This is a genomic window from Flavobacterium chungangense LMG 26729, from assembly GCF_000735715.2.
Taxonomy (GTDB): Bacteria; Bacteroidota; Bacteroidia; order Flavobacteriales; family Flavobacteriaceae; genus Flavobacterium; species Flavobacterium chungangense.
Window position 1 is genome coordinate 178,616 of sequence record NZ_JASY01000006.1, and the last position, 25,763, is coordinate 204,378.

Consider the following 25,763-nt stretch of genomic DNA (forward strand, 5'->3'; position numbering starts at 1 on the left):
AATTGACAACCAGACTAAGGACTAATTACTAATCACTCTAATAGTATTCTTAACTTCCTGTGCAATTCTTCTTGCCTCGGCCATATCTTCATTTACAATTGTCACGTGGCCCATTTTTCTGAACGGGCGTGTTTGTTTTTTGCCGTAAATATGTGGTGTAACACCATTCCATCCTAAAATGGTTTCGATGTTTTCATACACAACATTTCCGGAAAAACCTTCGGCACCGACTAAATTTACCATAATTCCGGCTACTTTGCTGTCTGTGTTTCCTAAGGGAAGGTCTAAAATAGCGCGTAAATGATTTTCGAATTGTGAAGTATAACTTGCTTCAATAGAATAATGACCGGAATTGTGCGGACGTGGAGCAACTTCGTTTACCAAAATTTCATCGTCCTGAGTCTGGAACATTTCAACAGCCAAAAGGCCAACGTGATTGAATTTCTCCGAAACATTCAACGCGATTGCTCTGGCTTTTTCGGCAACTTTTTCGTCGATTCTTGCCGGGCAGATCACATATTCAACCTGATTGGCTTCCGGGTGGAATTCCATTTCGACAACCGGATACGTTTTAATTTCTCCTGATGGATTTCTTACCACAATTACCGCCAGTTCGTTTTGGAACGGAACCATCGTTTCGGCAATACATTCCACATTTGGAAGCGAATCTAAATCTGAAATCTGACGAATCACTTTTACGCCATTTCCATCATAACCAAACTCCGTACATTTCCATACGAAAGGTAAATTGATTTTAGATTGTTGATTAACGATTGTTGATTTTAGATTTTCAAGATTCTCAAATCGTTCAAAAGGAGCAGTTGGGATATTATTAGCTGCGTAAAATTGCTTTTGAATTCCTTTATTCTGAATTCCTTTTAAGGTTTTAGGAGAGGGATATACTTTTAAGCCTTCGTTTTCTAATTGCGTTAAAGCTTCCAGATTTACCAATTCGATTTCGAAAGTCAAAACATCAACTTGTTTTCCGAAGTTGTAAACCGTATCATAATCCATTAAATCGCCCTGAAAGAATTTGTTGCAGGCAATTTTACTCGGTGCTTCTTCACTTGGATCTAAAACGTAAGTTTGTATATCAAATTTTCTGGTGTCGAACAAAAGCATTTTACCCAATTGTCCGCCGCCTAATATTCCTAATTTAAAATCAGAAGAAAAATAATTCATTTTGCGTTATGTTTTTGCAAAGATACTTTAAAGGATTGAATTGCGAAAAAACACTATTTTATTTTCTTCAAAACTTCTTTAGCAACGGCCTTGTATGCTGCGGAATGATCTCCAAAATCTTTATCAAGAATAATTTTCAGTTCAGGATGAATCCACTCATAATGTTTTCCTAAGAGGTATAAAGTTCTTATCGAATACGCTTTTGTGGCAACTTTTACATCATTAATCAGCCAGTCAAAACTCGCTTCTATGCAATCCTGAAGATTTTCTTCGGATAAACAGATTTTGTTTTCGTCTTTTTGATAATGCGACTTGATTAAAAGCTGAACGACTTTTGCAATGGGGCGAAGTGAACTTTCATCTTTTAAAACTTTCAAATTAGAACAGAAAAAATCAAGATGAGGCTGCAGCCAAAGTAATTCTTCGTAAGAAACAAATTCTAAAATCCAGCAGGCTTTATGATTGTTTTTATCTGAAGGCGTAAAACAGATTGAGACTAATTCACTGAAAAGTGCAGGATTTTCTAGAATATCCTGTGCAGCTATTAGCCGATTTTCCCTGTAAGCATTTACATAATCCAGTTTTTCCTGTAGTTCAGAAAGCATTTTTTAAGTTTAATTTGATTCAGCTCCTAAAATAAATAATTTAAGGATACAGTTCCATAGTAATTTACAGGAAGTCCGGGATAATAATATCTTGCAGATGAAGTCCCGACCGGAAGTGCATTTGGTAAAATTAAAGAAGCATATTTTTCGTTCGTCACATTATTGATTCCAAAAGCTAAATTGGAAGTTAGATTGTGTAAAATTTCAAAACGATAACCGGTTTTTAAATTGATAATTGCATACGAATCAGAGTAAGCTGAATTGGCATCATTCATCGGAATTTCATCTACAAATTGATAATCTGCATTCAGATAAATTCCTAATCTCGTATTTAAAAACAAACCTGCATTGACTTTATTTGCAGGCACTCCGGTTAATTTGTTCTCTGAATAATCATTTTCTTTATCAATAAATTTCTTAAACTTATATTTCCCGACTGAAGCCGCAACATAAGAGTTCAGATTCAAAAATGGATTGATTTGCCAATTATGTTTCAATGTAATTTCAATTCCTTCATGAAGTGTTTTTCCGACATTAACGCCTTCGTATTGATCATCGCCAATTCTTTTGGCAACCAGTAAATCTTTTATTTCCATTCGGTAAACCGCAACTTCACTATAAAGTCTTTTGTTGAAAAAATAGAATTTTCCACCCACTTCAAAATTATAACCATTTTCAGGTTGTATATCAGGATTGATTAAACCGGTACTTGTAAGTGTTTCTTCTGTAGCAGGCATAGAAAATCCACGGCTTGCTGAAAAATACAAGGTTTGCTCGTTAGTAGGTTTAAACAGAAAGGAAAGTTGAGGTGAAAAAATACCGTCATAATTATATTTCTGATCTGAATTGACAGTATAATTATTTAGTTCAAATTGGGTTTTGTTATAATTCAGTCCCGCCTGAATTTCAAATTTTTCAGAAAGCAAAGTCCGTAATTGAGAGAAGACATTGTAGAAATTTCTCTTCTGATCGTTTTCTGTAAGCTGATTTCCTTGTACACTTCCCAGGCCATTGTTCTGTTGGTATAAATTCTCAAATGTATTTCCGTTATAATTGTCCCTAAAATGTTCAACGCCGGCAATAAATTGAGTTGTAGATGCTTTGATTTTAAAGTTTCCTGAAAATTGTGTCCGCGCTCCAGTTGTAAAAGTATATTGACGTAAAATATCAAAAGGACGTGGTTCGTTGCTGTCTTTATAATTGATAAAAACAGAAGTCGAATTATTCAAATGTTCATTGATTTTGAAATCATAAGCCAGTCTGGTCAAAGTCGATTTGTATTCTTTAAATCCTTTTGAAGCAACCCAGGTTGGAGCTCCGGACTGCGGATTATTGCCGTAAGCCTCTTTATTAATTGAACTCGGAATATAACCTTTCAGATAGGTATAATTGGAGAAATAAGTAAGTTTGCTGTTTTGTTTTCTGAATAATTCTCCGGCAAGCGTAATTCCTTCACGTTTATAAGCACTGTTTTCTCTCCATCCATCAGATTTTAGATTGTGATAACTTAAATTCAAACTTGATTTTTTTTCGTCCAGACTATAATTCAAACTATTTTTTAATAATCCAAAAGAACCAAATACAGAACTCACTCCGGCAGTTTGTCCATTATTTTTTGAAAGCTGTGGCGAAATCAAAATTGCTCCGCCCAATCCCGAACCATATATGCTTGAAAGCGGTCCTTTAATAATCTCAATCTGGTTTAGGTTTTCTAAATCTATATCATCAATTACCGTTTCGCTGTTTCCTGAAGTCAGCGGAATACTGCCATAAAACGCCCTGATCTTATTTGTTCCATAAGGCGTTCTGGCTCCAATCCCGCGAATCGAAATTCGGGTTGTGGTAAAATTGGAAGACTGCATAAAAACACCCGGAATTGTATTCACAACATTGGTAATATCAGTAGCGTTATTTTGTATCAGCTCTTTTTTAGATAAAATGCCAATAGAAGCCGGCGCATTTTGCAAGCTGTCATTAATATGTAAGGAACTGATGATAACTTCTTCGAGTTTTTCTGTTTTGAGAGAATCAATAGATTTGCTTTTTTCTTGTTGAGCAAAAGTATTTTGGAAAACAATTGCGGAAAGAAAAAAAAAGAGACATTTTTTTAAAAGCATAAAAGGATAGTTTAGTTTTTGAGCGTAATTTTTAAACACATAGAGGCATAGCTTTTGTTTGTGTGTAAAAGGCGTTTCACTTGTTTTAAAACACATAGCTATGTGTCTTTTTGCAAGTGAAACGCCTTTTTTATGTTCCAAGAAACACTATGTCTCTATGTGTTTAAAAAATTAGCGTAAAGTTTGGAATTTGGAATTTAAATTTTGGAATTTAATTTTACTTATTAGCCGTTACTTTCCAAATCGTATTCCCGCTGTCATTATTTACCAAAATCGATCCGTCATTCATAACCGTCACAGCAACCGGACGGCCATAAACTTCCGCTTTATCATTGTCGGAAATGAAACCGGTTAAAAAATCTTCCGGTTTTCCGGATGGTTTTCCGTCTTTAAAAGGAACAAACAGCACTTTATAGCCTGAAATTACAGAACGATTCCATGAACCATGCTGTCCTACGAAAGCTCCATTTTTATATTTCGCCGGAAATTTATCTTTCGTATAAAAAGCCAATCCCAAAGAAGCAGTGTGTGCACCAACCGGAACGTCAGGAACAATTGCTTTTGCGACTAAATCTTTACGTTCGCCTTTTAATCTCGGATCAGGAATGTTTCCAAAATAAGAATACGGCCATCCGTAAAAACCGCCTCTTTTTACACTTGTAATATAATCCGGAACTAGATCATCGCCCAGCTCATCACGCTCATTGACTGCGGTCCAGAGTTCTTTTTTATTGGCAGGATTCCAGTCCATTCCCATTGGGTTCCTAAGACCTTCAGCATAAATTTTTTCGCCGGTTCCGTCAGGATTGATTTCTAAAATGGCAGCGCGTCGAATTTCTTTATCCATACCATTTTCTCCAACATTACTTCCTGAGCCTACGCCTATATAAATTTTTGTTCCTTCAGGATTGGCAAGCAGACTTCTGGTCCAGTGATTGTTGTATCCGCCAGCCGGAAGTTCAACAATTTTGACTCCCTTGGTTTCTAATTTCAATGGAGCGTTTGTATAAGGATAACGATAAAGTCCGTCCGTATTTGCAACATAAAAAAAGTCTTTTAAAATAAGCATTCCCAAAGGCCTGTCCAGGCCTGTCAAAAAAACTTCTCGGGTTTCAAAAACGCCGTCTTTGTCTTTGTCACGCAAAATTATAATTTGGTTTTTGCTTGTTCTTGTGCCGCTTTCAACAACAAAAATGTCATTGTTTGGACCGATGTAAGACCAACGCGGGTTCTCAAATCCGTCGGCAAATTTTGTAACCGTAAAACCTTCAGGTGCTTTTGGTGTTTTTCCTTCCGGCCAGCCTATAACTTTACTGTTTTTGGATTTAGATTCTGTTGCATAGGGCGGAGGAAGTGTAATATTTCCAATAGCAGTTTTTACAACATTGCCCGGCTGTTTTGCCAGAGCTTCTTTTTCTTCTTTTTTAACCTGGCCATTGCAGGCTGTTATTATAGTTAATAAGGATATGGATAATAATTGTAGGGCAGTTTTCATGGTATTTTAGATTAAATATTTGTCAGACAACAATTTAATGAATTCTGAAATAGTTGCTGGAAACCGTTTGTAAATATTAACTGATATTTAACATTCTCAAAAAAGTACCGTTACTATAAAATTTAGATACTTACAGTTTGGTTGTAATTCTGTATCTTTGTCCATTATTTTAAAGAACAAAAATAATGATACAACTTCACGATAAACAATTTGTTCCGTTTATTTCGGCTAAAGAAATTGATTTCGCTTTATCTAAAATAGTGGCGCAGGTAGAAGATGATTTTGGAGATGATACGCCCATTTTTGTTGGTGTTTTGAATGGCGCATTTATGGTTGTCGCTGATTTTCTGAAAAAATATAAAAGTCCCTGCGAAGTTTCATTCATAAAAATGGCGTCGTATGAAGGAACAGAAAGTACAAATTCGGTTAAGGAATTAATCGGAATCAATCAGGATCTTTCAGGAAGAACGGTTGTCATTATCGAAGATATTATCGACACAGGAAACACAATCGAAGAATTAAAACATAAGTTTAAGGAGCAAAATGTAAAGCATTTTAAAATTGCAACTTTGTTCTTTAAGCCGGAAGCTTATAAAAAAGACATCAAAATTGATTATGTCGGAATCAGAATTCCAAACAAATTCATTGTGGGCTATGGTCTTGACTATGATGGTTTAGGAAGAAATTTACCCGAAATCTATAAGTTAGCAGAATAATTTTTAAACAAACACAACTATATATTCATTTTAAACTTCTTAAAAATCAAGGAGTCACAACAATTACATTCATTATGATTAACATCGTTTTATTTGGAAAGCCGGGAGCAGGAAAAGGAACTCAGGCAGAATTTTTAAAAGAAAAATACAATTTAACACACCTTTCAACAGGAGATATTTTTCGTTTCAATTTAAAAAATGATACTGAACTAGGTAAAAAAGCAAGAGTTTTTATGGACAATGGAGAATTGGTTCCTTGCGAAGTAACAACAGCAATGTTAATTGATGAAGTAAAGAAACACCCTGATACAGCAGGATTTTTGTTCGATGGTTATCCAAGAACAATCAATCAGGCAGAGGCTTTAGATAAATTTTTGCCAACAATTGGGTCTAGTGTGACAGCAACAATCGCTTTAGAAGCTGATGACGAAATTTTGGTAGCACGTTTGCTTGAAAGAGGAAAAACAAGCGGAAGAGCTGATGATCAGGACGAAGAAAAAATTCGTGTAAGATATCAGGAATACAACGAAAAAACAGCTCCGCTAATTGGATATTATAAAGAGCAAAATAAATTTCATGCCGTAAACGGTATCGGAACAATTGAAGAAATTACAGAAAGATTAACGTCAGTTATAAATAATTTGTAGAAGCTTTTCCAGCTGTACGTGAAATCCCGATAGCTATCGGGACGCTAAAAAAACTATTTTTCCAAACCATAAAACGAGCTTCCGCCGGTCGCTGTTTTCTGGCAGGAAAAATTAGTTTTTTTAGCTCCGGGCTTTTCTCTTCCATCTGGGCTATAACACGATCAGGGTTACAAATTACATTAACGACTATTATATAACGAACAAGCCACAAATTGGAAATACTAATAATATTTTTTCTAATACTACTAAACGGAGTTTTCTCGATGTCAGAAATTGCATTGATTTCGGCTAGAAAAAACAGACTTGAAACTGCTGCAAAAAAAGGAAATAAAAGCGCTAAAACAGCACTCGACTTAGCCAATTCTCCAAACAAATTTTTATCAACCGTACAAATCGGGATCACCTTAATCGGAATTTTGACGGGTATTTATTCAGGGGATAAAATCACAATGGATGTCGAAACCTTTGTTAGCGGATTTGAAGTTTTAAAACCTTACGCGCATTCAGTTGCAGTTGGAATTGTGGTTGTTGTTTTAACTTTTTTCTCATTGGTTTTAGGGGAATTACTGCCAAAACGAATTGGTTTAAATTATCCGGAATCTATTGCCAAAATGGTAGCCATGCCAATGAAAGTGATTTCGATTATCACGGCACCGTTTATCTGGCTGCTTACCTCTTCAACAGATTTTTTATTGAATGTTTTTCAGATAAAACCAACTGCTGACGGAAAAGTTACCGAGGAAGAAATCAAGGCAATCATCAAAGAAGGAACAGAAGTTGGCGAAGTACAGGAAATCGAGCAGGATATTGTGGAGCGTGTTTTTCACATTGGAGACCGTAAAGTAAGCTCGTTAATGACACACCGTAAGTCAGTAGACATGCTCCCTTTGAAAGAAGACAAAGCTAAAGTTAAAGAATTGGTAGTTCAGGATTTGCATGCAGTTTATCCGGTTTACAATGATAATTATGATGATATTGTTGGGGTTGTAACCTTAAAAAATATTTTTGCCAATATCGAAAAAGATAATTTTGATCTGGCTACTATAATGACGGATGCACCTTATTTAATGGAACAAACCACTGCTTACAAGGCCTTGGAAAATTTCAAAAAAACAGGCGTTCATTACGCCTTAGTTTCTGATGAATATGGCATTTTTCAGGGAATGATTACGCTGAACGATATTCTTGAAGCGCTGGTTGGTGACGCATCTGAATTTTACAAAGACGAATTTCAGCTTATAGAAAGAGAAGACGGTTCATGGCTAGTAGACGGACATTATTCATTACACGATTTCTTAACGTATTTCGAATTAGACGAATTAACAAACGATTACGAAGTAAATACCGTAAGCGGTATGATCATGACAGAGCTTTCGCATATTCCAAAAGAAGGTGAAAAGTTAATTTGGCAAAAATTCGTCTTAGAAGTTGTCGATATGGACGGCGTGAAGATTGATAAAGTGTTAGTAAAAGCTTTAAAAGAGTAGAAATTGAGTTATGAGTTATAAATTATGAGTTAGGAGTGTTCTCGGACTTATAATTATAGCTTTCAATTAAATATAGATAATAATAAGAGGATAGAGAGTCGTTTTAGTTTGAGTTCAATCTAAAATCTAAAAATCTAAAATCTGAAATTCAAAACAATGACAGAAGGAAATTTTGTAGATTACGTTAAGATATATGTTTCATCCGGAAAAGGAGGAAAAGGATCTACGCATTTACATAGGGAGAAATTTATTGAAAAAGGAGGTCCTGACGGAGGTGACGGAGGACGTGGAGGACACGTTTATTTAGTGGGGAATAAAGGTCTTTGGACACTATTTCATTTAAAATTTGCCCGTCACATTAAAGCCGGACACGGTGGAGATGGAGGTGGAGACCGTAGTACGGGTGCTGATGGAGATGATAAAATTATAGAAGTGCCGTTGGGAACTGTTGTAAAAGACAAAGAAACCGGAGAAACACTTTTTGAAGTTACTGAACACGGCGAAAAAAGAATTCTTGCAAAAGGAGGAAAAGGAGGTTTAGGAAACTGGCATTTTAGAAGTTCTACAAACCAAACGCCCCGTTATGCTCAGCCTGGTTTACCTGGTTTAGAAATGGACGTTATTCTGGAACTTAAAGTTTTGGCTGATGTTGGATTGGTTGGTTTTCCAAATGCAGGAAAATCCACTTTATTGTCTGTTCTGACTTCAGCAAAACCAAAAATAGCGGATTATCCATTTACAACTTTAAAACCAAATCTTGGAATTGTTGCTTACAGAGATTTTCAGTCTTTTGTAATTGCAGATATTCCGGGAATTATTGAAGGTGCAGCAGAAGGTAAAGGCTTAGGTCATTATTTCCTGCGTCATATTGAGCGTAACTCGACTTTACTGTTTTTAGTTCCTGTAGATACGCCGGATATTAAAGCAGAATATGATATTCTGGTGAACGAATTAACCAAATACAATCCTGAAATGCTGGACAAAGAACGTCTTTTGGTCATCTCAAAATGCGATATGCTGGATGATGAACTAAAAGCTGAACTAAAAGCTGAATTGGATGTATCCTTCAAAGATGTTCCGTATATGTTTATTTCATCTGTCGCACAACAAGGTTTGACAGAGTTGAAAGACAAGCTTTGGAAGATGCTGAATGAATAATAAAATACTGAAATTTTTCAAAAGGTGTTCTGTACTGCAGGACACCTTTTGTTTTTAATAAAATGTTAAATCCGCAAAAAAGTAGTAAAAAGAGAAGGTTGAATTTAATTTTCAATGTAAATTGAGTGTTATGATTGTGAAAATGAATTATCTTCGCAAGACTTAAACAAAATAACATGAAAAAAATAATTTTATTCTTGACGATGTGTCTTATGGCTTTTCCCGTAAGAGCTGACGAAGGAATGTGGTTCTTAATGTTTATTGAAAGACTGAACCACAGGGATATGCAGAAAATGGGCTTGCAATTGACAGCCGAAGAAATTTACAGCATTAATCACCACAGTTTAAAAGATGCTATTGTGCAGTTTAACGGAGGATGTACTGCTGAAATCGTTTCTAAAAACGGTTTGGTTTTAACCAATCACCACTGTGGTTATGACGCGATTGCCGAGCTTTCAACTGCTGAGCAAAACTATTTAAAAGATGGTTTTTGGGCAAAAGAAAAAAGTGCCGAGATGAAACCAAAATCGCTGTACGTTCGTTTCTTTGTGCGTATGGACGATGTTTCAAAAAGAATTTTGTCAAAAGTGAATGCTACAATGACAGAGACCGAAAGAAATAAAATCATTCAGCAGGAAATCGCTTTGATCGAAAAGGAAAATAACGAAGGCGGAAAATATACGGTTTCTGTTCGTCCTTTCTTCCAGGGAAATGAATATTATTATTTCGTTTATCAGGATTATACAGATGTTCGTTTAGTAGGAACACCTCCTGAAAGTGTGGGTAAATTTGGAGGAGACACTGACAACTGGGAATGGCCTCGTCAGACAGGAGATTTCTCAATGTTCAGAGTATATGCTGACAAAGACGGAAATCCTGCAGAATATTCTAAAGACAATGTGCCTTTGCAGCCAAAACACTATCTGCCAGTAAGCATTAAAGGAGTAAAAGAAAATGATTTTGCCATGATTTTAGGGTATCCGGGAAGAACGAACCGTTGGATGCCTGCAGGCGGAATCGAACAAAACATAAAATATGCTTATCCTGCCTGGGTTGAAGGTGCAAAAACCGGAATGGACCAAATGAAAAAGTATATGGATAAAGATGCAACTGTTCGTTTACAATATGCTTCAAAATATGCTTCGACTGCCAATTACTGGAAAAACCGTCAAGGTATGATCGATGCCTTGACAAAAGCAGGAACAGTAGACATAAAAGCAGCACAGGAAGATAAATTCTATGAGTGGGCAAGTAAACCTGCAAATAAGGAAAAGTATGAAAATGTTATTCCAACAATTAATGATTATTACAGAGAAACAAATTTAAAAGCGACTCACGATAATTACCTGATTCAGCTTTTGCGTACTTCAGCGTATGCAACCGGGCCTGCCAATTTAGGAAATGCATTAATAGCATACTCTAAAGAAAATGATGCTAAAAAAGCAGAAATGCTGCCGAAAATCAACGCGATGGTTGAAGATATCTACGGTGAATTTTATGCTCCGCTAGAAAAAGATGTATTAACGGCACAATTAAATTTATATGCTGCAAAAGGAGCTGAATATGGTTTGGCACCACAAATTGCTAAAATGAAAGCGGCTAACAACGGTGACTTTACTGCTGATATAGCAAAAGCAACTGAAACAAGTTTTTTTACTTCTAAAGAAAAAATTTTACAATACTTAGCAAGTCCAAAACCGGCTGCTCTTCCACTTGATCCTTTGTATATTATCTCTACTGATTTACTAACAAAATATCGTACTAAAACAGATGATCAGGCAAAAGCTGACGACGGATTTGCAACTGCTTACCGTGTATTAGTTGAAGGTTTAAGAGAATCAAAACTGAATACAGTAAAATATCCTGATGCAAATTCAACTTTAAGACTGACTTACGGAAAAGTTCGTGCTTTGCCTGCAGATCCTCGTAATGATGCTAAAATCAACAATTATACTACCATGGAGAGTATGGTGAAAAAGTATAAAGCAGGAGATCAGGAATTTGACTTACCGGCTCGTTTGTTAGAATTAAACAAAGCAAAAGATTACGGACAATATGCTGATAAAGCTGGTTACATGCCAATCAATTTCCTTACGGATAATGATATCACCGGAGGAAATTCTGGTTCACCCGTTCTTAATGGAAAAGGAGAATTAATCGGAATCGCTTTTGACGGTAACATCGAAGCCATGGCTGGAGACGTAATTTTTGACTCTAAATTACAAAGAACAATCAACGTAGATATTCGTTATGTACTTTGGATTATTGACAAATACGCCGGAGCTAAAAACATTATCGACGAATTGACGATTACAAAATAACCTTAGTTTATTATAAAATTAAGCCCGATAGATTCCTAAAATCTATCGGGCTTTTTGATTTTTTTTCCGCCACGAATTCACGAATTAATTAAATAAAATTCGTGGGGGGAAAATCTTTACTGCATTCTTTTGAAATTTGGAATTTCTTCTTAGAATTTTAACTAATTTACTTTCACTCGAATTCCTTTAGTATGACTTGCAAATTTAGGAGCATACATACTTTGAATTGTTGTAATTCCATTTGAGAATTCACCACTGTTATTGACACGGATGTCGTATTCAATAACATAAGTTCCTTTATTAATATGATCAAAGAAGAGGTGAGTCGCAGCATCTTTTGTACTCATATAATAACCAAGTCTGTCTTTGTATTGGTATTCCGAAAGTACATTTACAGGTTCAAAGCAGGAAGCACGCATATCTTTTAAATGAATGTATTCAGTGTCTTCTTTTGCAGAAATAATTAATCGTACGGTAACCAGATCACCGGTTTTTAATTGATTTTTAGTTGTTATTTTTTCTAATTCATCACCTTTCAAAGTATTTTTCTTCAGATACAATTCTTTTGAAACTGATAAAACCGGACCTGAATTATTTTTGATTTTATCCAAATCTTCAAAATACTGCCAGTAGAGACCTCCAAATCCTGCAACTTTAGATTTATTCTCAATTTTTACTGAAGCCATTTCTTTTTTTACTTCTTCAGCTTTCCAGTTCATTTTAATATAACCGGTTGCAGCTTCTTTTTCGTTTTCAGCTAATTTTTTGGTTAAGATTTTTTCATCCCCAATTTTAATAAATGTATTGTCCTTTACAGAAAGCCAGTCGGTTCCCTGCATCAATAGAGCATAAATCGCTTCAGTTGTTGATTTTGTCGTTGGCCAGTTTTTAGTTTGTTTGTTTTTTAATAACCAGACTTTCATGGCATCAACAGATTTTGTGTCGTTCGTCACTTCGGCGAAAGCCTCAATCAATAATGCCTGAGTTTCAATTGGAGCCTGATACCAGTACCAGCCTGCTTTGTTGGCAATCCAGTACATACCCCAGTCTTCGTTATTGGAGGCAGTTTCTTTCAGACTTTCGATAATTGTTTTGGCCATTTCTTTTTCTCCAAAACGATTTAAAGTCAATGTAGCCAGACCTTTTTCGTAAATGGAATAATTCAGCCACTCTTTTTTAGCAGTTTCCAGATATAATTTCGTTGCTTTTTTTAAAGTATCTGAAAGCGGATATTTCTCTAAATAAAAACTTCTGGTGTAGAGATAATGCAAATCAGAATACGGATTGAACCATAATAATTTGTCCCCTTTTTTTAAGTTACGGGTTCTCGTTTTATAGTATTCTAAAAACTTTTGATCTAAATACGGAATTCCGGTTTTAGCAATCTCATCCATTTTAGAAACATTGCTTTCATCTTTACTCAGTTTTGATAAATGTCCTAAACCTGCCAAAATATGTCTGGTAATATATTCGCTTTCATCGCCACCTTCAAACCATGGAAAACCTCCGGAGCTGTTTTGTTTCTTTTTTAGTTTTTCAAAAGTAGCTTCCTGCGATGTTTTCATTTTTTCTAAATCAAACAAAAGAGCCAGATTCTTTTTCTTTTCCTCTTCGCTTTGTGCAGCATCATTCAGCCATGGTGTTTCTGCCAGAATAATCGATTTTAATTCTTCGTTTTCTTCTAACTTGGAATTCAGTTTTCCATTTTTTCTCCAGTCTTCAAAAACAGTTGCGATTTTAGGATTGCTCGAAATGATTTCAGAAGCGAGTGCATTTGCATAAAAACGGGCAAAAGTCTGTTCGGCACATTCGTGTTCATATTCCATCAAATAAGGTAATGACTGAATGGCAATCCAGGTTGGGTTTGACGTATATTCCAGTGTGAATTGGTGATTTCTTAAAGTGCTTGAAGTATTATTTTTTAAATTTTCAAAAGTGTATTCTTTTACTGAGTTTTCACGTACCCAAACCGGAATACTTTCGGTAACAAGCATATTGTTAGTTAGGACTGGAAGGATGTTTTCTTCTCCATCAGAGAAATTACCTGATTTGGCTACAATTCGATATTGAACGCCTTGTAAACCTTCAGGAATTGTAATGGTCCAGTTTGCTGTTGTGTTACCATAAGCTGAAATGGTAAAGTTTTTAATGTTATTCGTATTCAGCATTTTGGCATCAATTTGTTGCATGGTTACAGCGTCAAAGAATTGTAAACTGGCTATTCCGGTTTTTGCTTCGGTGGTAACATTTGAAATTTTGGCACTGATTACAATCGTATCTTTTTCTCTAAGGAAACGAGGGAAATTCGGCAAAACCATCAATTCTTTTTGTGTAATGACGCTTTTCTCTAAATAACCGGAAACCGCATCTTTATTATGTGCCAATAAACGCAATTTCCAGGCGGTGAGAGCTTCAGGAGAAGTAAAGTTGAAACTTACATTTCCCTTAGCATCGGTTTTCAAATGAGGTAAAAAGAAAGCGGTTTCAGAAAGATTTTTTCTGGCTTTTACTTGTGTTAATTCTTCTAAGGCTTTTTTTGTTGTGATAATAACGACTCCGTGTTCGCCTTTAACTCCGTAACTGGCTTTTGCCTCTTCATCTTTTACAACTGCCATATCTAAAATATCTGTTGGATTTAGTTTTTTAAATTCTTCAACAGTTACTATTTTTCCATCGATGATATATAATATGGATTCATCAATAACCATATTAGTAAGTCCGCTGATAATTTTTTTGCCTGGGATAAATTTTATTTTACTTGTTCTAAAATAATATTCCGGATTGTTTTCATCATTTGATACAATTTCTACTCCTGCAGCCACTCCGGAAAGCATCGTTAACGTGTCAGCATTAGCGGAAGTAATTTCTGCTTTGACTTGCATTATAGCGCCCGTAAGAGATTGTTTTTTCTGGGTGCCATAGCCAACAACTACAACTTCCTTGAGTTCACTTGAGTCATTTTCAAAAGTTTGATTTATAGTTTTTGTATTTGTCACAATTGCAGAAATTGTTTTAAAGCCAAGGAAGGAGAAAATTAGTTCTTCGCCAATTACGGCTTCAATTTCATAATAGCCATCAAAATCTGAAGCAGATGTTCGTTTTGTTCCTTTTATAGTTATTGAAGCACCAGGAATTGGTAAACCGGTTTCGTCAGTGAGAATTCCTGAAATCATTTTAGCATTTGCCGGTTTTTCTATTTTTTTATCCAGTTGTTTTAAATATTGGGTTTGAAGATAAGTAGCATTTGGAGTATTAAAATCGAATCCAAACCAAATTAAATTTGTTGATTCACTGCTATACTGAATTTTAGGGAAGTAAGCATTTAGATTTGGTATTGTTTTATAGATTCGATCAAAACCGAATGTCGTTTTTCTGTTAGCCGAATTGTAATTGTATTCATAAAATTCAGGACTGCTCCAGTCTTGTGTCGTAAATTTATCTAAAGAACTGTCATACATAGAAGCTAAAATTTCGGCCTCTTTTTTTGTGTTGCTGGCTTTTAATTGAAAAGACCACTTTTCGTTGCTTCCCGGTTCGATTTTACTTCTAAAAGTTTCTGCTTTCCATTCTAATTTTGGCGTTTCAGTTTTTAGCATAACTTCTAATTCATCATTGAAAACCTGATTTTCAAAAATGCTTTCCAATCTTATTTTTAATTTTTTTTCAAATTCTGATTTAAGTGGAATTTTAACAATAGTTTCATGGTTTTGAAGGTGATTTGTTTCTTCAAAATATAATTCATTTTTATAATTTCCTGCAGTTGTAATATAAAGTTCTGAAATTGGCGAAGTAATTTTCAGCTGAACAAAACCATCTTTTTTTGGATCGGTATTCATTTGTTGCGCCGAAAATAATTTGCCTGGATTAAACTTGTCTTTGTTTTGCGTAAGCTCAAAATCGGTAGTTGTTTCAATTGGATTGTTGAAACTGTCCCGGGCACTAAAAACGACTTTATATAATCCGGATTTATAATTTGAAATAAAGTCAAGTGGAATAGTTTTGTCTTTTTCAGTATCCACTTTTTTGGAATAGAGTAAAATTTCTTTTGGAGTCGTTAATAATTCTTTTCCCGTAATTTCGTAAGCAAATAGTCTTTCAAAATCCTGATCTGATATTGTTTCGATTTCTGGATTCTCGAAATCCCTTGTTTTAAATTTGTTTAAAAACGGACGGACATAGTATATTTTCACTTCACCTTTTGCAACTTTAAATTCCTCATTTAGGTTTGTGCTGGTCAGTATAATTTCATTTTTATCTTTGGTCTGAATTTTATTAGGAAGCGCGGCTTCTAAAATCAAATCGTGATAACCTACTTTTACAGTAGTTTTAGAATCGTGCGTTTCGCCATTAATGTCAGTTACCGTAACTTCAATTTCATAAGTGAAAATTGGTAAATTTTCTTTTGGTGTATCTTCGTCAGGCAAAGCTGTAAAATCAATCACAAATTTACCTGAAGCATCGGTCTTTGTTTCGCCATCAGCAATTTCTTCCTCATCTTCTCTACCGTAATAATTTCGGGCATAACTCGTATAACGTGTAACGATATAACTTACTTCAGCATCGGAAATAGTACTTCCTGCAAAAGCTTTGGCAGAACCTTTTATTTTTACAGATTGATTAACCTGGAAAGTCTCTTTTTTAGGATCAAATTTGATTTCAAATTTTGGACGTTTGTATTCTTCAACTTTAAAATCGGTTTGTGAATATTCAAAATCTACTTTATTCCAAAATGAATTTTCTGTTCGCTCTTTGTTATAACGTTCGTCCTTATCATAATTTATAGGTTTTATAGCCTTAATTTTAAAAGAGCCGGTTAATCCGGTTTTAGGCAGAATAAATTCTCCCGAAAAGGAGCCAAATTCATTTGTCGTCATTTCCAGGTTTTTGATTTCATTGTAATCTGCATCTTCCACAATAACTCTAAAACCGGTATTTGTAACTACGTTTGTTTTTTCGTTGTTTTTCTGAATTGCAATTCCTTTAAAATATACAGTCTGACCCGGACGATAAATGGCGCGATCCAGAATGAAACATACTTTTCCTTTTAAATTATCCGCTTTTTTTTCCTTATAAATATCGCTTCTTGAGAGGTAATTGCTGTTGAATGAAATAGTATCATTTTCTAAAGAGAATTGAATCGTTTCGTAATTACGGTTGTTGTTTGATTTTTTATAGGAAGCTATTCCGTTTTGATTCGTTTTAGCAGAAAATCTTGGCGAATTTATCACTACATTTTCCAATGGTTTTCCTGTTTTTCGATCTAAAACCTGATAGATTTCTGTCAAATTACTTTCTGATGCCGTAATCGAAAGATTTGATACGGTAATAGTTTCATATGCAAACGCTTTCTGATTTTTTGCATCACTTTCACTTTCAAAACTAACAAGATAAGAACCTGTTTTTAAATGTGGCAGCAATACTTCTGTAGAATGCTCAAAATAATCTTTTTTATTTTTTAATTGATAAGTTTCCGAAACTTCAGGCTGTTTACTATTTGTAATTTCTTCTGCCTCAGTATCTTTTGATTTTTCATATTTGCTGAAAAATTGTGCTTTTTTCTGGTCGATTTTATAGAAAGAAATCTTAAGTTCCTCTACATTTTTGTATTGAATAAAAACACGCGTATTTTCATTGCTGTAAGTGTACTTTTGAGCCTGAACATTTATCGATTTTGAAAGCAGGATTTGTTTTTGATTTATTGCAGTTTTGTAGGCGTTGGATCTATTGCTGACTGCTATAATGCTGTCCAATATCGCTACAGCTTTGGTGTTATAATCTGGATTTACATTTTTCGATGCCGACGACAACAAACGTTGTATTTTTTCAAGTTGAATTTTTTGAATTAATATTTTGTCTTCCGCTTGTTTTTGAAGTTTGTTAAGCGCGTTCAAATAATCATTGTCAAAACCAAATAAAAACATTTTGCAGAAAAGTAAGCGTTCAAATTGATTCTCCGAAGTTGGATTGTTGCTTTCTTTTTTTTGATATAAAGAAATTACAAGATGAAGGTTTTCATTTGTTATAAAATCTAAATTTAGTTTTGTAAAACTCTCAGAATTGCCAAGGAAATCTTTTTTATGTGGTATAAAGGCACTTTTCGAAATTTCCCAATTACGTAATTTTTGAGTATAAATGCCAATGCTTTCGTTTACTATATAATTAAGCAAATTTTCAGTTTTGAATTCTGCGGAAGAAGGATAATCAAATATCAATTCATATTTTGTCAGAGGCGTATTTTTTAGAGCACTTTCATTTTCTAGCGTTCTTTTGACAGCTTGGTTTATTTGGGAAATAAAGTTTTTTTCTGTCCAGGTTAGAAAGTCTTCATCAAGAATTTCAATATTAGTTCTTTGCCTGATTTTATATTCGTTTCTTTTAAAATAATCATTTAGACATTTTGCATAAATTAAGTTCAAAATTGCTTTTGATGGAATTGAAACCCGGCCAATATCCGTTTTAAGATTATTAAGAATTTTGTTTTGGGCATTTTCATCAATAACCAATAGGTATTTTGAATGATAAAAAAAACATTTTATCATTTGCACTTCATCTTTTTCTGAAACTGCTTTTTTATAAATTCCTGAAACTATTTCACTGGCCGATTTGACCTTACCTTCTTTTTCAAAAGCAATAACTTTGTCCCATTTTTTATTATTTTGTTGTGCAAAAATGACTGTTGAAAATAAAAGGAAGGCAAATAGTATATTTTTCATAAGTGGGTTTTCTTATATAGAGTATCTTTTTCTAAAAAAGGTTGGGAGAGTAGTAAATAATTTTCGTACAAATTACTAATTTATATCTAAAAGCAAAATATACATTTTATAATTCCTTATTTTTGAGTTATGAAAAAACTTCTGCAGCTTCTTTTTTTGCTAGTACCAATTTTGATTTGGTCACAATCAAATTTTGAAAAAGCTGAAAAATTATTTCATGCTAAAAAATACGACGAAGCCCAAATTCTTTTTGAAGGAATTTTAAAAACCAGACCCTCAGATATAAAAACTCTTGAATACTTGGGTGAAATTGCAGCTTATCAGAAATCATGGATGAAGGGAGCCGAATATTTCAAAAAACTGAAAGAGTTAAAACCTGCTGAGGCTGATTATTTTTATAAATTTGGAGGCTGCCTGGCGATGAGAGCCAATGAAGTTAATAAAATAAAGGCTTTTGGAATGGTAGATGATATGATAGAAGCTTTTGAAAAAGCGATTAGTCTCAATCAAAAACACATTCCTGCCCGATGGGCTTTGATTGAAATTTATCTACAGCTGCCCGGAATTTTAGGCGGAAGCGAATCAAAGGCAATATCCTATTCAAATGAACTGGCGAAAATTTCGCCTGTTGACGGCTATTTGTCCAAAGGAAGAATCGAAGAATATTTTAAAAGATACGATTCGGCCGAAAAAAATTATAAAAAAGCACATGAAATTGGCAATTCAAAAGTTACATTTCAAAAATTATATAATTTATATTTGAACAAATTAAAAGAGCCTAAAAAAGCTCATGAATTAAAACGAAAATTTGACTCGAAATAATCAAATCTCAAATACTGAATTCTGAAAACAATTAGGATTTAGAACTTAAAAATTGAAATTTTAAATGAAAACACATTTCATCGCCATAGGCGGAAGTGCGATGCACAATTTAGCATTAGCGTTGCATAACAAAGGATATCAGGTTACAGGAAGCGATGATGCAATTTTTGAACCTTCAAAATCAAGATTAGAAAAAAAAGGAATTCTTCCTGCAGAAATGGGATGGTTTCCTGAAAAAATTACTGCCGATATTGAAGCAGTAATTTTAGGAATGCATGCCAAAGCAGACAATCCTGAGTTATTAATAGCACAGGAATTAGGTTTGAAGATTTATTCGTATCCAGAATTTTTATACGAACAGTCTAAAAATAAAACCCGTGTTGTAATTGGTGGTTCTCATGGAAAAACGACAATTACTTCGATGATTTTGCACGTAATGCATTATCATAATATTGAGGTTGATTATATGGTGGGAGCACAGTTAGAAGGTTTTGATACCATGGTGCATTTAACAGAAGAAAATGATTTTATGGTTTTAGAAGGAGATGAATATTTGTCTTCTCCAATTGACCGTCGCCCTAAATTTCATTTATATCAGCCTAATATTGCTTTAATTTCAGGGATTGCCTGGGATCATATCAATGTGTTTCCAACCTATGAAAATTATGTAGAACAGTTTGAAATTTTTATTTCTAAAATTACAAATGGCGGAATTTTGGTTTACAACGAAAATGACTCTGAAGTAAAACGTGTTTCTGAGGCCGCAACAAATCCAATTCGTAAACTTCCTTATCATACGCCGGAATATTCGGTAAGCGATGGTGTAACGTTATTAAAAACCCCTGAAGGTAATATGCCAATCGAAGTTTTCGGAGCACATAACTTAAATAATCTTGCCGGAGCAAAATGGATTTGTCAGAATATGGGTGTTGACGAAGCCGATTTTTACGAAGCAATTGCAAGTTTTAAAGGAGCTTCAAAACGTTTAGAAAAAATCGCTGAAGGAAAAGGAAAAGTCGCCTATAAAGATTTTGCTCATTCACCAAGTAAAGTAGCTGCAACTACAAAAGCAGTAAAAGAGCAATATCCAAACAGAACTTTAGTAGCTTGTTTAGAACTTCATACTTACAGCAGTTTAAATGCCGAATTTCTGAAAGAATATGAGGGTGCACTAGAGTATGCTGATGTTGCTGTTGTGTTTTACTCACCTGATGCTGTAAAAATTAAACAATTAGAAGAAGTGACTTACGAACAAATCGCAAGTTCTTTCAATAGGGAAGATTTGATTATTTATACCAATCCAGCGGAATTCAAAGAATATCTATTCAATTTAAATCTGGACAATTCAGCCTTGCTTTTGATGAGTTCAGGTAATTATGGAGGTTTGAATTTCGATGAAGTTAAGACCTTGATTGAGTAAATTAATTCGTTAATCAGATAATTTGATAATGTGCCAATTGCTATGCAGTTGGCATTTTTTTTAAAATTATCTAATTGACACATTCTCTAATTTGAAGCCCCTTCGTATTTAAAGTGTCCCACAATCTTATACTCAAACAAACAGTCTTCCAAAACCTGACCGCCACCAACATTATGAACAATAAGATTTCGTTTACCGTCTTCTGATTTTTTATTTGTGATAATTCCAATATGAGGTAACTTTCCATTAATCATCCAGGTTACAATTTCTCCTGTTTTATAATCTCTTGCATCTTCAGAAACAGGTAGTTTTGTTCCTTTTCTTTCAAAGAAAACTTCTAGATTAGGAACTCTGCGATGATCTATGTTGGTATCGGTCTGGGTCATTCCCCACTTTTTTAAGTTTGGATATTTAGAGAAATTTTCGATCATGTCTTCATGTACTTCTTTTTGTAAATCAATATCTAATTTTCGATAGCTACGAATAACAACATCGGTGCAAACACCTTTATTTACCGGGATGTCTCCATTTGGGTATTCTATTGCAAAATAAGTTGGATCATAATCTATCGAAGGGTCAATTATAGATATTGCCGCTTCTGAAAGTTTTTCTTCGAAAGTTTTTACGACAGGGTTGTTGTTTTTAATAGCTAAATTGCTGTTTTCTTTTTGATTACAAGAAAAAAGGCAAATCATGATTAAAAAGATATAGTTGAATTTCATTTTTTTGTTTTAAAATTAAGGATTATCAGAATAGCAAATGCATTTTAATGAATGATTTTTCTTATTTTTGAAAATATTGATAAAACTATATGCCTGAAAAAATTAAAGTTGTTCATACAACAAGCGAAAATCCTGATTTCATATTTTTATACAACACCTTTGATACTTTTTTGTGGGAACGCTATCCTGAATTAAAAACGGATTATTGGGGTAATAACGTAATTGAATTCAATCCAAATGTGGTTATCGTTTATTTAGATGATAAAGCGGTGGGTTGTGGCTGTTTTAAAAAGTATCATGAAACTGCTGCCGAATTGAAAAGAATGTTTGTTTTACCAGAAGGAAGAGGGTTAGGAATAGCTCAGCGCATTATTAAGGAGGTTGAAAGTAAAGCAATTGAACAAGGTTTTAAGATGTTGATTTTAGAAACTTTGTATAAGCAACTGGAAGCAATTAATCTGTATCAAAAAATGGGTTTCGAAATAATTGAAAATTATGAACCTTATGTAGGCCTTACAAATAGTATTTGTATGAGCAAGAACATTATTTAATATATAGCCCTGAATGGAAGTAGCACATTTTCCTATTACAAACTGGTCAGAAGACGACCGTCCACGTGAAAAACTAATGCTGAAAGGCAAAAATGCTTTGAGTGATGCCGAATTAATTGCCATTTTGATTGGCTCCGGTAGCCGGAATGAATCAGCAGTAGATCTTAGTAAAAGAATTTTGGCAAGTGTGGATACCCTGAATTCGTTAGGCAAAATGTCTATTCCCCAATTGATAGATTTTAAAGGAATAGGTGAGGCTAAAGCTATTACTATTATTGCAGCATTAGAATTGGGCAGAAGACGTAGGGCAGAGGATTCAGTTGAATTAACAAAAATCACATCCAGTAAGTTGGTTTTTGAAATCATGCAGCCTGTCATTGGTGAACTTCCTCATGAGGAATTTTGGGTGCTTTTTCTGAATAATTCAAATAAAGTTATTTTAAAATCTCAATTAAGTAAGGGAGGTATTTCCGGAACTATTGTTGATGTTCGTCTGGTCTTTAAATTAGCACTAGAATCGGGTGCTACAGGGTTAATTTTATGCCATAATCATCCTTCTGGCACTTTGATTCCAAGTGATGCAGATAAACACATTACCAAAAAATTAAAAATGGCAGGAGATAGTTTAGATGTTAAAGTTTTGGATCATGTGATTATTACTGAAACAAAATATTATAGTTTTGTAGATGAAGGAATTTTATAAACCATGCATACAAATATTACTGATATATTTTTTGACTTAGACCATACACTTTGGGATTTTGACCGAAATTCAGAAATGGCTTTTGACCGAATTTTTAAAAGCAAATTTCCTGAAATCAAATGTCAGGATTTTATCCAAAAATATATTCCGATAAATCAGGCCTGTTGGAAATTATATCAAAATGATGCAATTACTCATTTAGAATTGCGTTACAACAGATTAAAGTTTTCTTTCGATGCCTTAAATATTGTTATTTCTGATGCAGATATTGATCAGATTGCGAATGATTATATAGAATTTCTGACAGAAAATAATCATCTTTTTGATGGGACGATTGAGATTTTAGACTATTTAAAATCAAAGTATAAATTACACATCATAACAAATGGATTTGCTACTGTTCAGGAAAAAAAAATAAACAATGCAGCTTTGCGTGATTATTTTAGTACAATTACAAATTCAGAACTGGCAGGTGTAAAAAAGCCAAATAGTATTATCTTTGATTATGCAATTAATTCGGCCAATGCTTCGAAAGAAAATTGTATTATGATAGGTGATTGTCTTGATGCTGATGTTAACGGTGCCCTGAATGCAGGATTAGATGCTATCTTTTTTAATGATAAAAGAATTCAAGCTCCGGATAATATTAAACAAGTTAATCATTTATTAGAACTCAAAAAGTATTTATAATTACGAAAATCGCCATTATAACAAGTTGTCGTAAACCTTAATAAATATAGGTGATACGATATGTGACCGCTAACAAATAAATTTTACATATATGAAAATTAAACTTATTTTAATAACACTTTTTATTTCTGCTTTAGGTTTTTCTCAATCAATTAATGATTATAAAGCTGTTATTGTGCCTATTAAATTTGATTTTGCAAAAGGGATCAACCCATACAGGCTGTCAACTATGACAAAGGCAAATTTAATAAAAGCAGGTTTTCAGGCTTTTTATGAAAATGAACAGATTCCAGCTGAATATGGTAATCGCTGTGATTTGTTGTATGCTGATGTAAAAAGAGACAATGCATTTTTAGTAACAAAACTTTTTGTAGAATTTAAAGATTGTTACGGAAAAGTAGTTCATACTTCTGAAACCGGCAAAAGCAAAGAGAAAGAATATGAAACAGCCTATCGTGAATCATTAGATATGGCGTTTATATCTGTATATGGTTTGAATTACAAGTATAGTGGAAAAACTGCAATAATAACTTCTGGAGTTGCTTCAAATGTTGCTGTGAATGCCCAGACAGTTACTGCAAGTTCAGTTTCTACGCAAGTTGCTACACCAATTGCAGATGTTTCTGATCCAAATTTATTGTATGCACAACCAACTGAAAATGGATATCAATTAATTGATAAAACACCAAAAGTGGTTATGAAATTACTTAAAACCTCCCGTCCGGATTCATACATAGCAATAAAAGATGGTGTTCAGGGAACTTTGAATTCAAAAGATAATCAGTGGTTTTTTGAATATTATCAAAATGATAAATTAGTTTCTGAAAAAGTTTCAGTTAAATTTTAAATATAATTTGGTTTAATAACCATATTTATCTTTCCAACGGTTCTTTAAAAATTCACGGTTACTATTCTCTCTTGAGTTATGACCTGGATTATAAAGAACCGTTTCTTTTATAGCATCAGGCAAAAATTCCTGTTCGGCAAAGTTATTGGCATAATCATGCGAATATTTATAGTCTTCACCATAACCTAATTCTTTCATTAGTTTTGTTGGAGCATTGCGCAAATGAATCGGAACAGGCAGGTCACCGGTTTGTTTTACCAATTGCTGTGCATTTCCAATAGCCATGTAAGATGCGTTACTTTTAGGTGAGGTGGCCAGATAAATAGCGCATTGGCTTAATATAATCCTGCTTTCAGGATAACCAATTGTAGAAACTGCCTGAAAGGTATTGTTTGCCATAATGAAGGCAGTAGGATTGGCGTTTCCAATATCTTCACTTGATAAAATCAACATTCTTCGGGCAATAAATTTAACATCTTCACCGCCTTCGATCATTCGGGCGAGCCAGTAAACAGCGCCATTTGGATCGCTTCCACGAATTGATTTTATAAAGGCAGAAACAATGTCATAATGCTGTTCTCCGGTTTTGTCATACAAAACAGTGTTTTGCTGAACAAGTTTAAAAACCCTATCGTTTGTAATAATGATTTCATTGCTGTCAGAAGCGTTAACTACCAACTCAAAAATATTTAATAGTTTTCGGCCATCTCCGCCAGATAATCTTAGAAGTCCTTCGGTTTCTTTTAGAGTAATATTTTTGGTAACCAATTCGGTATCCGTTTTCATGGCACGATGCAGTAAAGCTTCTAAGTCGGTTTTTGTAAAAGCATTTAAAATATAAACCTGACAACGTGATAATAAGGCAGGAATCACTTCAAAACTGGGGTTTTCTGTCGTTGCACCAATTAATGTAATCCAGCCTTTTTCGACAGCAGCCAAAAGTGAATCTTGTTGCGATTTACTGAATCGATGAATCTCATCAATAAACAAAATTGGATTTTTAGCTGTGAATAAGCCACCGCTTTGTTTTGCTTTTTCAATAACATCCCGAATGTCTTTCACTCCTGAATTTATTGCACTCAAAATATAAAAAGGGCGTTTGGATTCTTGTGCGATAATTTGAGCAAGAGTAGTTTTTCCGGTTCCCGGTGGCCCCCAGAATATTAACGACGGAATAATTCCCTTCGAAATTTGTTGTGTTAAAGATCCGTTTGGCCCAACCAAATGATTTTGACTAATGTAGTCTTCTAATTTCTGTGGACGAATGCGTTCTGCTAAAGGTGCTTCCATTTTACAAAATTACGAGTTTCAATTTAAATTCAATTTTTTCAGGAGCTATTTCCTGCTGTCAGCTATATCTTTTTTGGCAGAAAAAGCCAAAAAAGGATGCCGCTTCCATCCTTTAGATTTGTTAGGAAGATTTAAAGTAATTTTAATCAACAACCAAACTGACAAAGTGAACCTTCTCTTCTATCAAAGTTTGCTACTTATGCCCTGATTAGGACTTTGTCAGTTTTATTGAATAAGCTTCAGAATAGTAATTAAGGATTTAATGCCTATTATCAAG

Annotated in this window: 18 protein-coding genes; 11 read left to right on the forward strand and 7 right to left on the reverse strand. The window is 34.1% G+C overall.

The annotated features are described in order from the left end of the window. Positions 1–21: 21 nt before the first annotated feature. The 4 genes from JE46_RS12625 to JE46_RS12640 all read right to left on the reverse strand — a co-directional run bounded on the left by JE46_RS12625 (position 22) and on the right by JE46_RS12640 (position 5,399). Positions 22–1,182 (reverse strand): 5-(carboxyamino)imidazole ribonucleotide synthase, encoded by a 1,161-nt coding sequence (locus JE46_RS12625; RefSeq protein WP_031455651.1) that lies wholly within the window; start codon positions 1,180–1,182, stop codon positions 22–24. Between the two features lie 53 nt (positions 1,183–1,235). Continuing rightward, positions 1,236–1,787, reverse strand: coding sequence for a hypothetical protein (locus JE46_RS12630; protein ID WP_031455652.1), 552 nt, complete (start codon positions 1,785–1,787; stop codon positions 1,236–1,238). Positions 1,788–1,813: 26 nt separating this feature from the next. Beyond that, positions 1,814–3,904 (reverse strand): TonB-dependent receptor, encoded by a 2,091-nt coding sequence (locus tag JE46_RS12635; RefSeq protein WP_031455653.1) that lies wholly within the window; start codon positions 3,902–3,904, stop codon positions 1,814–1,816. A gap of 217 nt (positions 3,905–4,121) precedes the next feature. Then, complete coding sequence (locus JE46_RS12640) at positions 4,122–5,399, reverse strand: PQQ-dependent sugar dehydrogenase (RefSeq protein ID WP_031455654.1); 1,278 nt, start codon at positions 5,397–5,399, stop codon at positions 4,122–4,124. Between the two features lie 185 nt (positions 5,400–5,584). Here JE46_RS12640 and hpt point away from each other — a divergent pair, with 185 nt between their 5' ends. From hpt to JE46_RS12665, 5 genes are all read left to right on the forward strand, one after another. After that, the gene (gene hpt, locus JE46_RS12645; protein ID WP_031455655.1) at positions 5,585–6,115 is read left to right on the forward strand and encodes a hypoxanthine phosphoribosyltransferase; all 531 of its coding nucleotides are present in this window, start codon (positions 5,585–5,587) and stop codon (positions 6,113–6,115) included. 74 nt (positions 6,116–6,189) lie between these two features. Further along, the gene (locus JE46_RS12650; RefSeq protein WP_031455656.1) at positions 6,190–6,762 is read left to right on the forward strand and encodes an adenylate kinase; all 573 of its coding nucleotides are present in this window, start codon (positions 6,190–6,192) and stop codon (positions 6,760–6,762) included. Between the two features lie 212 nt (positions 6,763–6,974). Continuing rightward, positions 6,975–8,249: a hemolysin family protein gene (locus JE46_RS12655; protein ID WP_083480883.1), complete on the forward strand. Its 1,275-nt coding sequence runs from the start codon at positions 6,975–6,977 to the stop codon at positions 8,247–8,249. A 156-nt stretch (positions 8,250–8,405) separates the two neighbouring features. Beyond that, positions 8,406–9,407, forward strand: a complete 1,002-nt coding sequence (gene obgE, locus JE46_RS12660; protein ID WP_031455658.1) for a GTPase ObgE — start codon at positions 8,406–8,408, stop codon at positions 9,405–9,407. Between the two features lie 176 nt (positions 9,408–9,583). Next, positions 9,584–11,728, forward strand: a complete 2,145-nt coding sequence (locus JE46_RS12665; RefSeq protein WP_031455659.1) for a S46 family peptidase — start codon at positions 9,584–9,586, stop codon at positions 11,726–11,728. A 161-nt stretch (positions 11,729–11,889) separates the two neighbouring features. Here JE46_RS12665 and JE46_RS12670 read toward each other — a convergent pair whose 3' ends face one another. Continuing rightward, on the reverse strand, positions 11,890–18,441 hold the full coding sequence (locus JE46_RS12670) for an alpha-2-macroglobulin family protein (RefSeq protein ID WP_051872881.1): 6,552 nt from the start codon (positions 18,439–18,441) through the stop codon (positions 11,890–11,892). Positions 18,442–18,570: 129 nt separating this feature from the next. Between JE46_RS12670 and JE46_RS12675 the strand changes: the two genes are divergently transcribed. Together JE46_RS12675 and JE46_RS12680 are read left to right on the forward strand one after the other, a co-directional pair. After that, positions 18,571–19,263, forward strand: coding sequence for a tetratricopeptide repeat protein (locus tag JE46_RS12675; protein WP_031455661.1), 693 nt, complete (start codon positions 18,571–18,573; stop codon positions 19,261–19,263). Between the two features lie 64 nt (positions 19,264–19,327). Beyond that, the gene (locus JE46_RS12680; protein WP_031455662.1) at positions 19,328–20,683 is read left to right on the forward strand and encodes a UDP-N-acetylmuramate--L-alanine ligase; all 1,356 of its coding nucleotides are present in this window, start codon (positions 19,328–19,330) and stop codon (positions 20,681–20,683) included. An 86-nt stretch (positions 20,684–20,769) separates the two neighbouring features. Here JE46_RS12680 and JE46_RS12685 read toward each other — a convergent pair whose 3' ends face one another. Then, the gene (locus tag JE46_RS12685) at positions 20,770–21,405 is read right to left on the reverse strand and encodes a DUF1287 domain-containing protein (protein ID WP_031455663.1); all 636 of its coding nucleotides are present in this window, start codon (positions 21,403–21,405) and stop codon (positions 20,770–20,772) included. 89 nt (positions 21,406–21,494) lie between these two features. Between JE46_RS12685 and JE46_RS12690 the strand changes: the two genes are divergently transcribed. The 4 genes from JE46_RS12690 (at position 21,495) to JE46_RS12705 (ending at position 24,196) form a co-directional block, all read left to right on the forward strand. Next, entirely contained in the window at positions 21,495–21,956 is a 462-nt protein-coding gene (locus JE46_RS12690) for a GNAT family N-acetyltransferase (RefSeq protein WP_031455664.1), read from the forward strand. Between the two features lie 13 nt (positions 21,957–21,969). Next, complete coding sequence (gene radC, locus JE46_RS12695) at positions 21,970–22,659, forward strand: RadC family protein (protein WP_031455665.1); 690 nt, start codon at positions 21,970–21,972, stop codon at positions 22,657–22,659. Between the two features lie 3 nt (positions 22,660–22,662). Then, positions 22,663–23,349: a YjjG family noncanonical pyrimidine nucleotidase gene (locus tag JE46_RS12700; protein WP_031455666.1), complete on the forward strand. Its 687-nt coding sequence runs from the start codon at positions 22,663–22,665 to the stop codon at positions 23,347–23,349. 91 nt (positions 23,350–23,440) lie between these two features. After that, positions 23,441–24,196, forward strand: coding sequence for a hypothetical protein (locus JE46_RS12705; RefSeq protein WP_031455667.1), 756 nt, complete (start codon positions 23,441–23,443; stop codon positions 24,194–24,196). A 12-nt stretch (positions 24,197–24,208) separates the two neighbouring features. On the opposite strand, the gene JE46_RS12710 is transcribed toward JE46_RS12705, so the two are convergent. Next, entirely contained in the window at positions 24,209–25,486 is a 1,278-nt protein-coding gene (locus tag JE46_RS12710) for a replication-associated recombination protein A (protein ID WP_031455668.1), read from the reverse strand. Positions 25,487–25,763 lie beyond the last annotated feature (277 nt).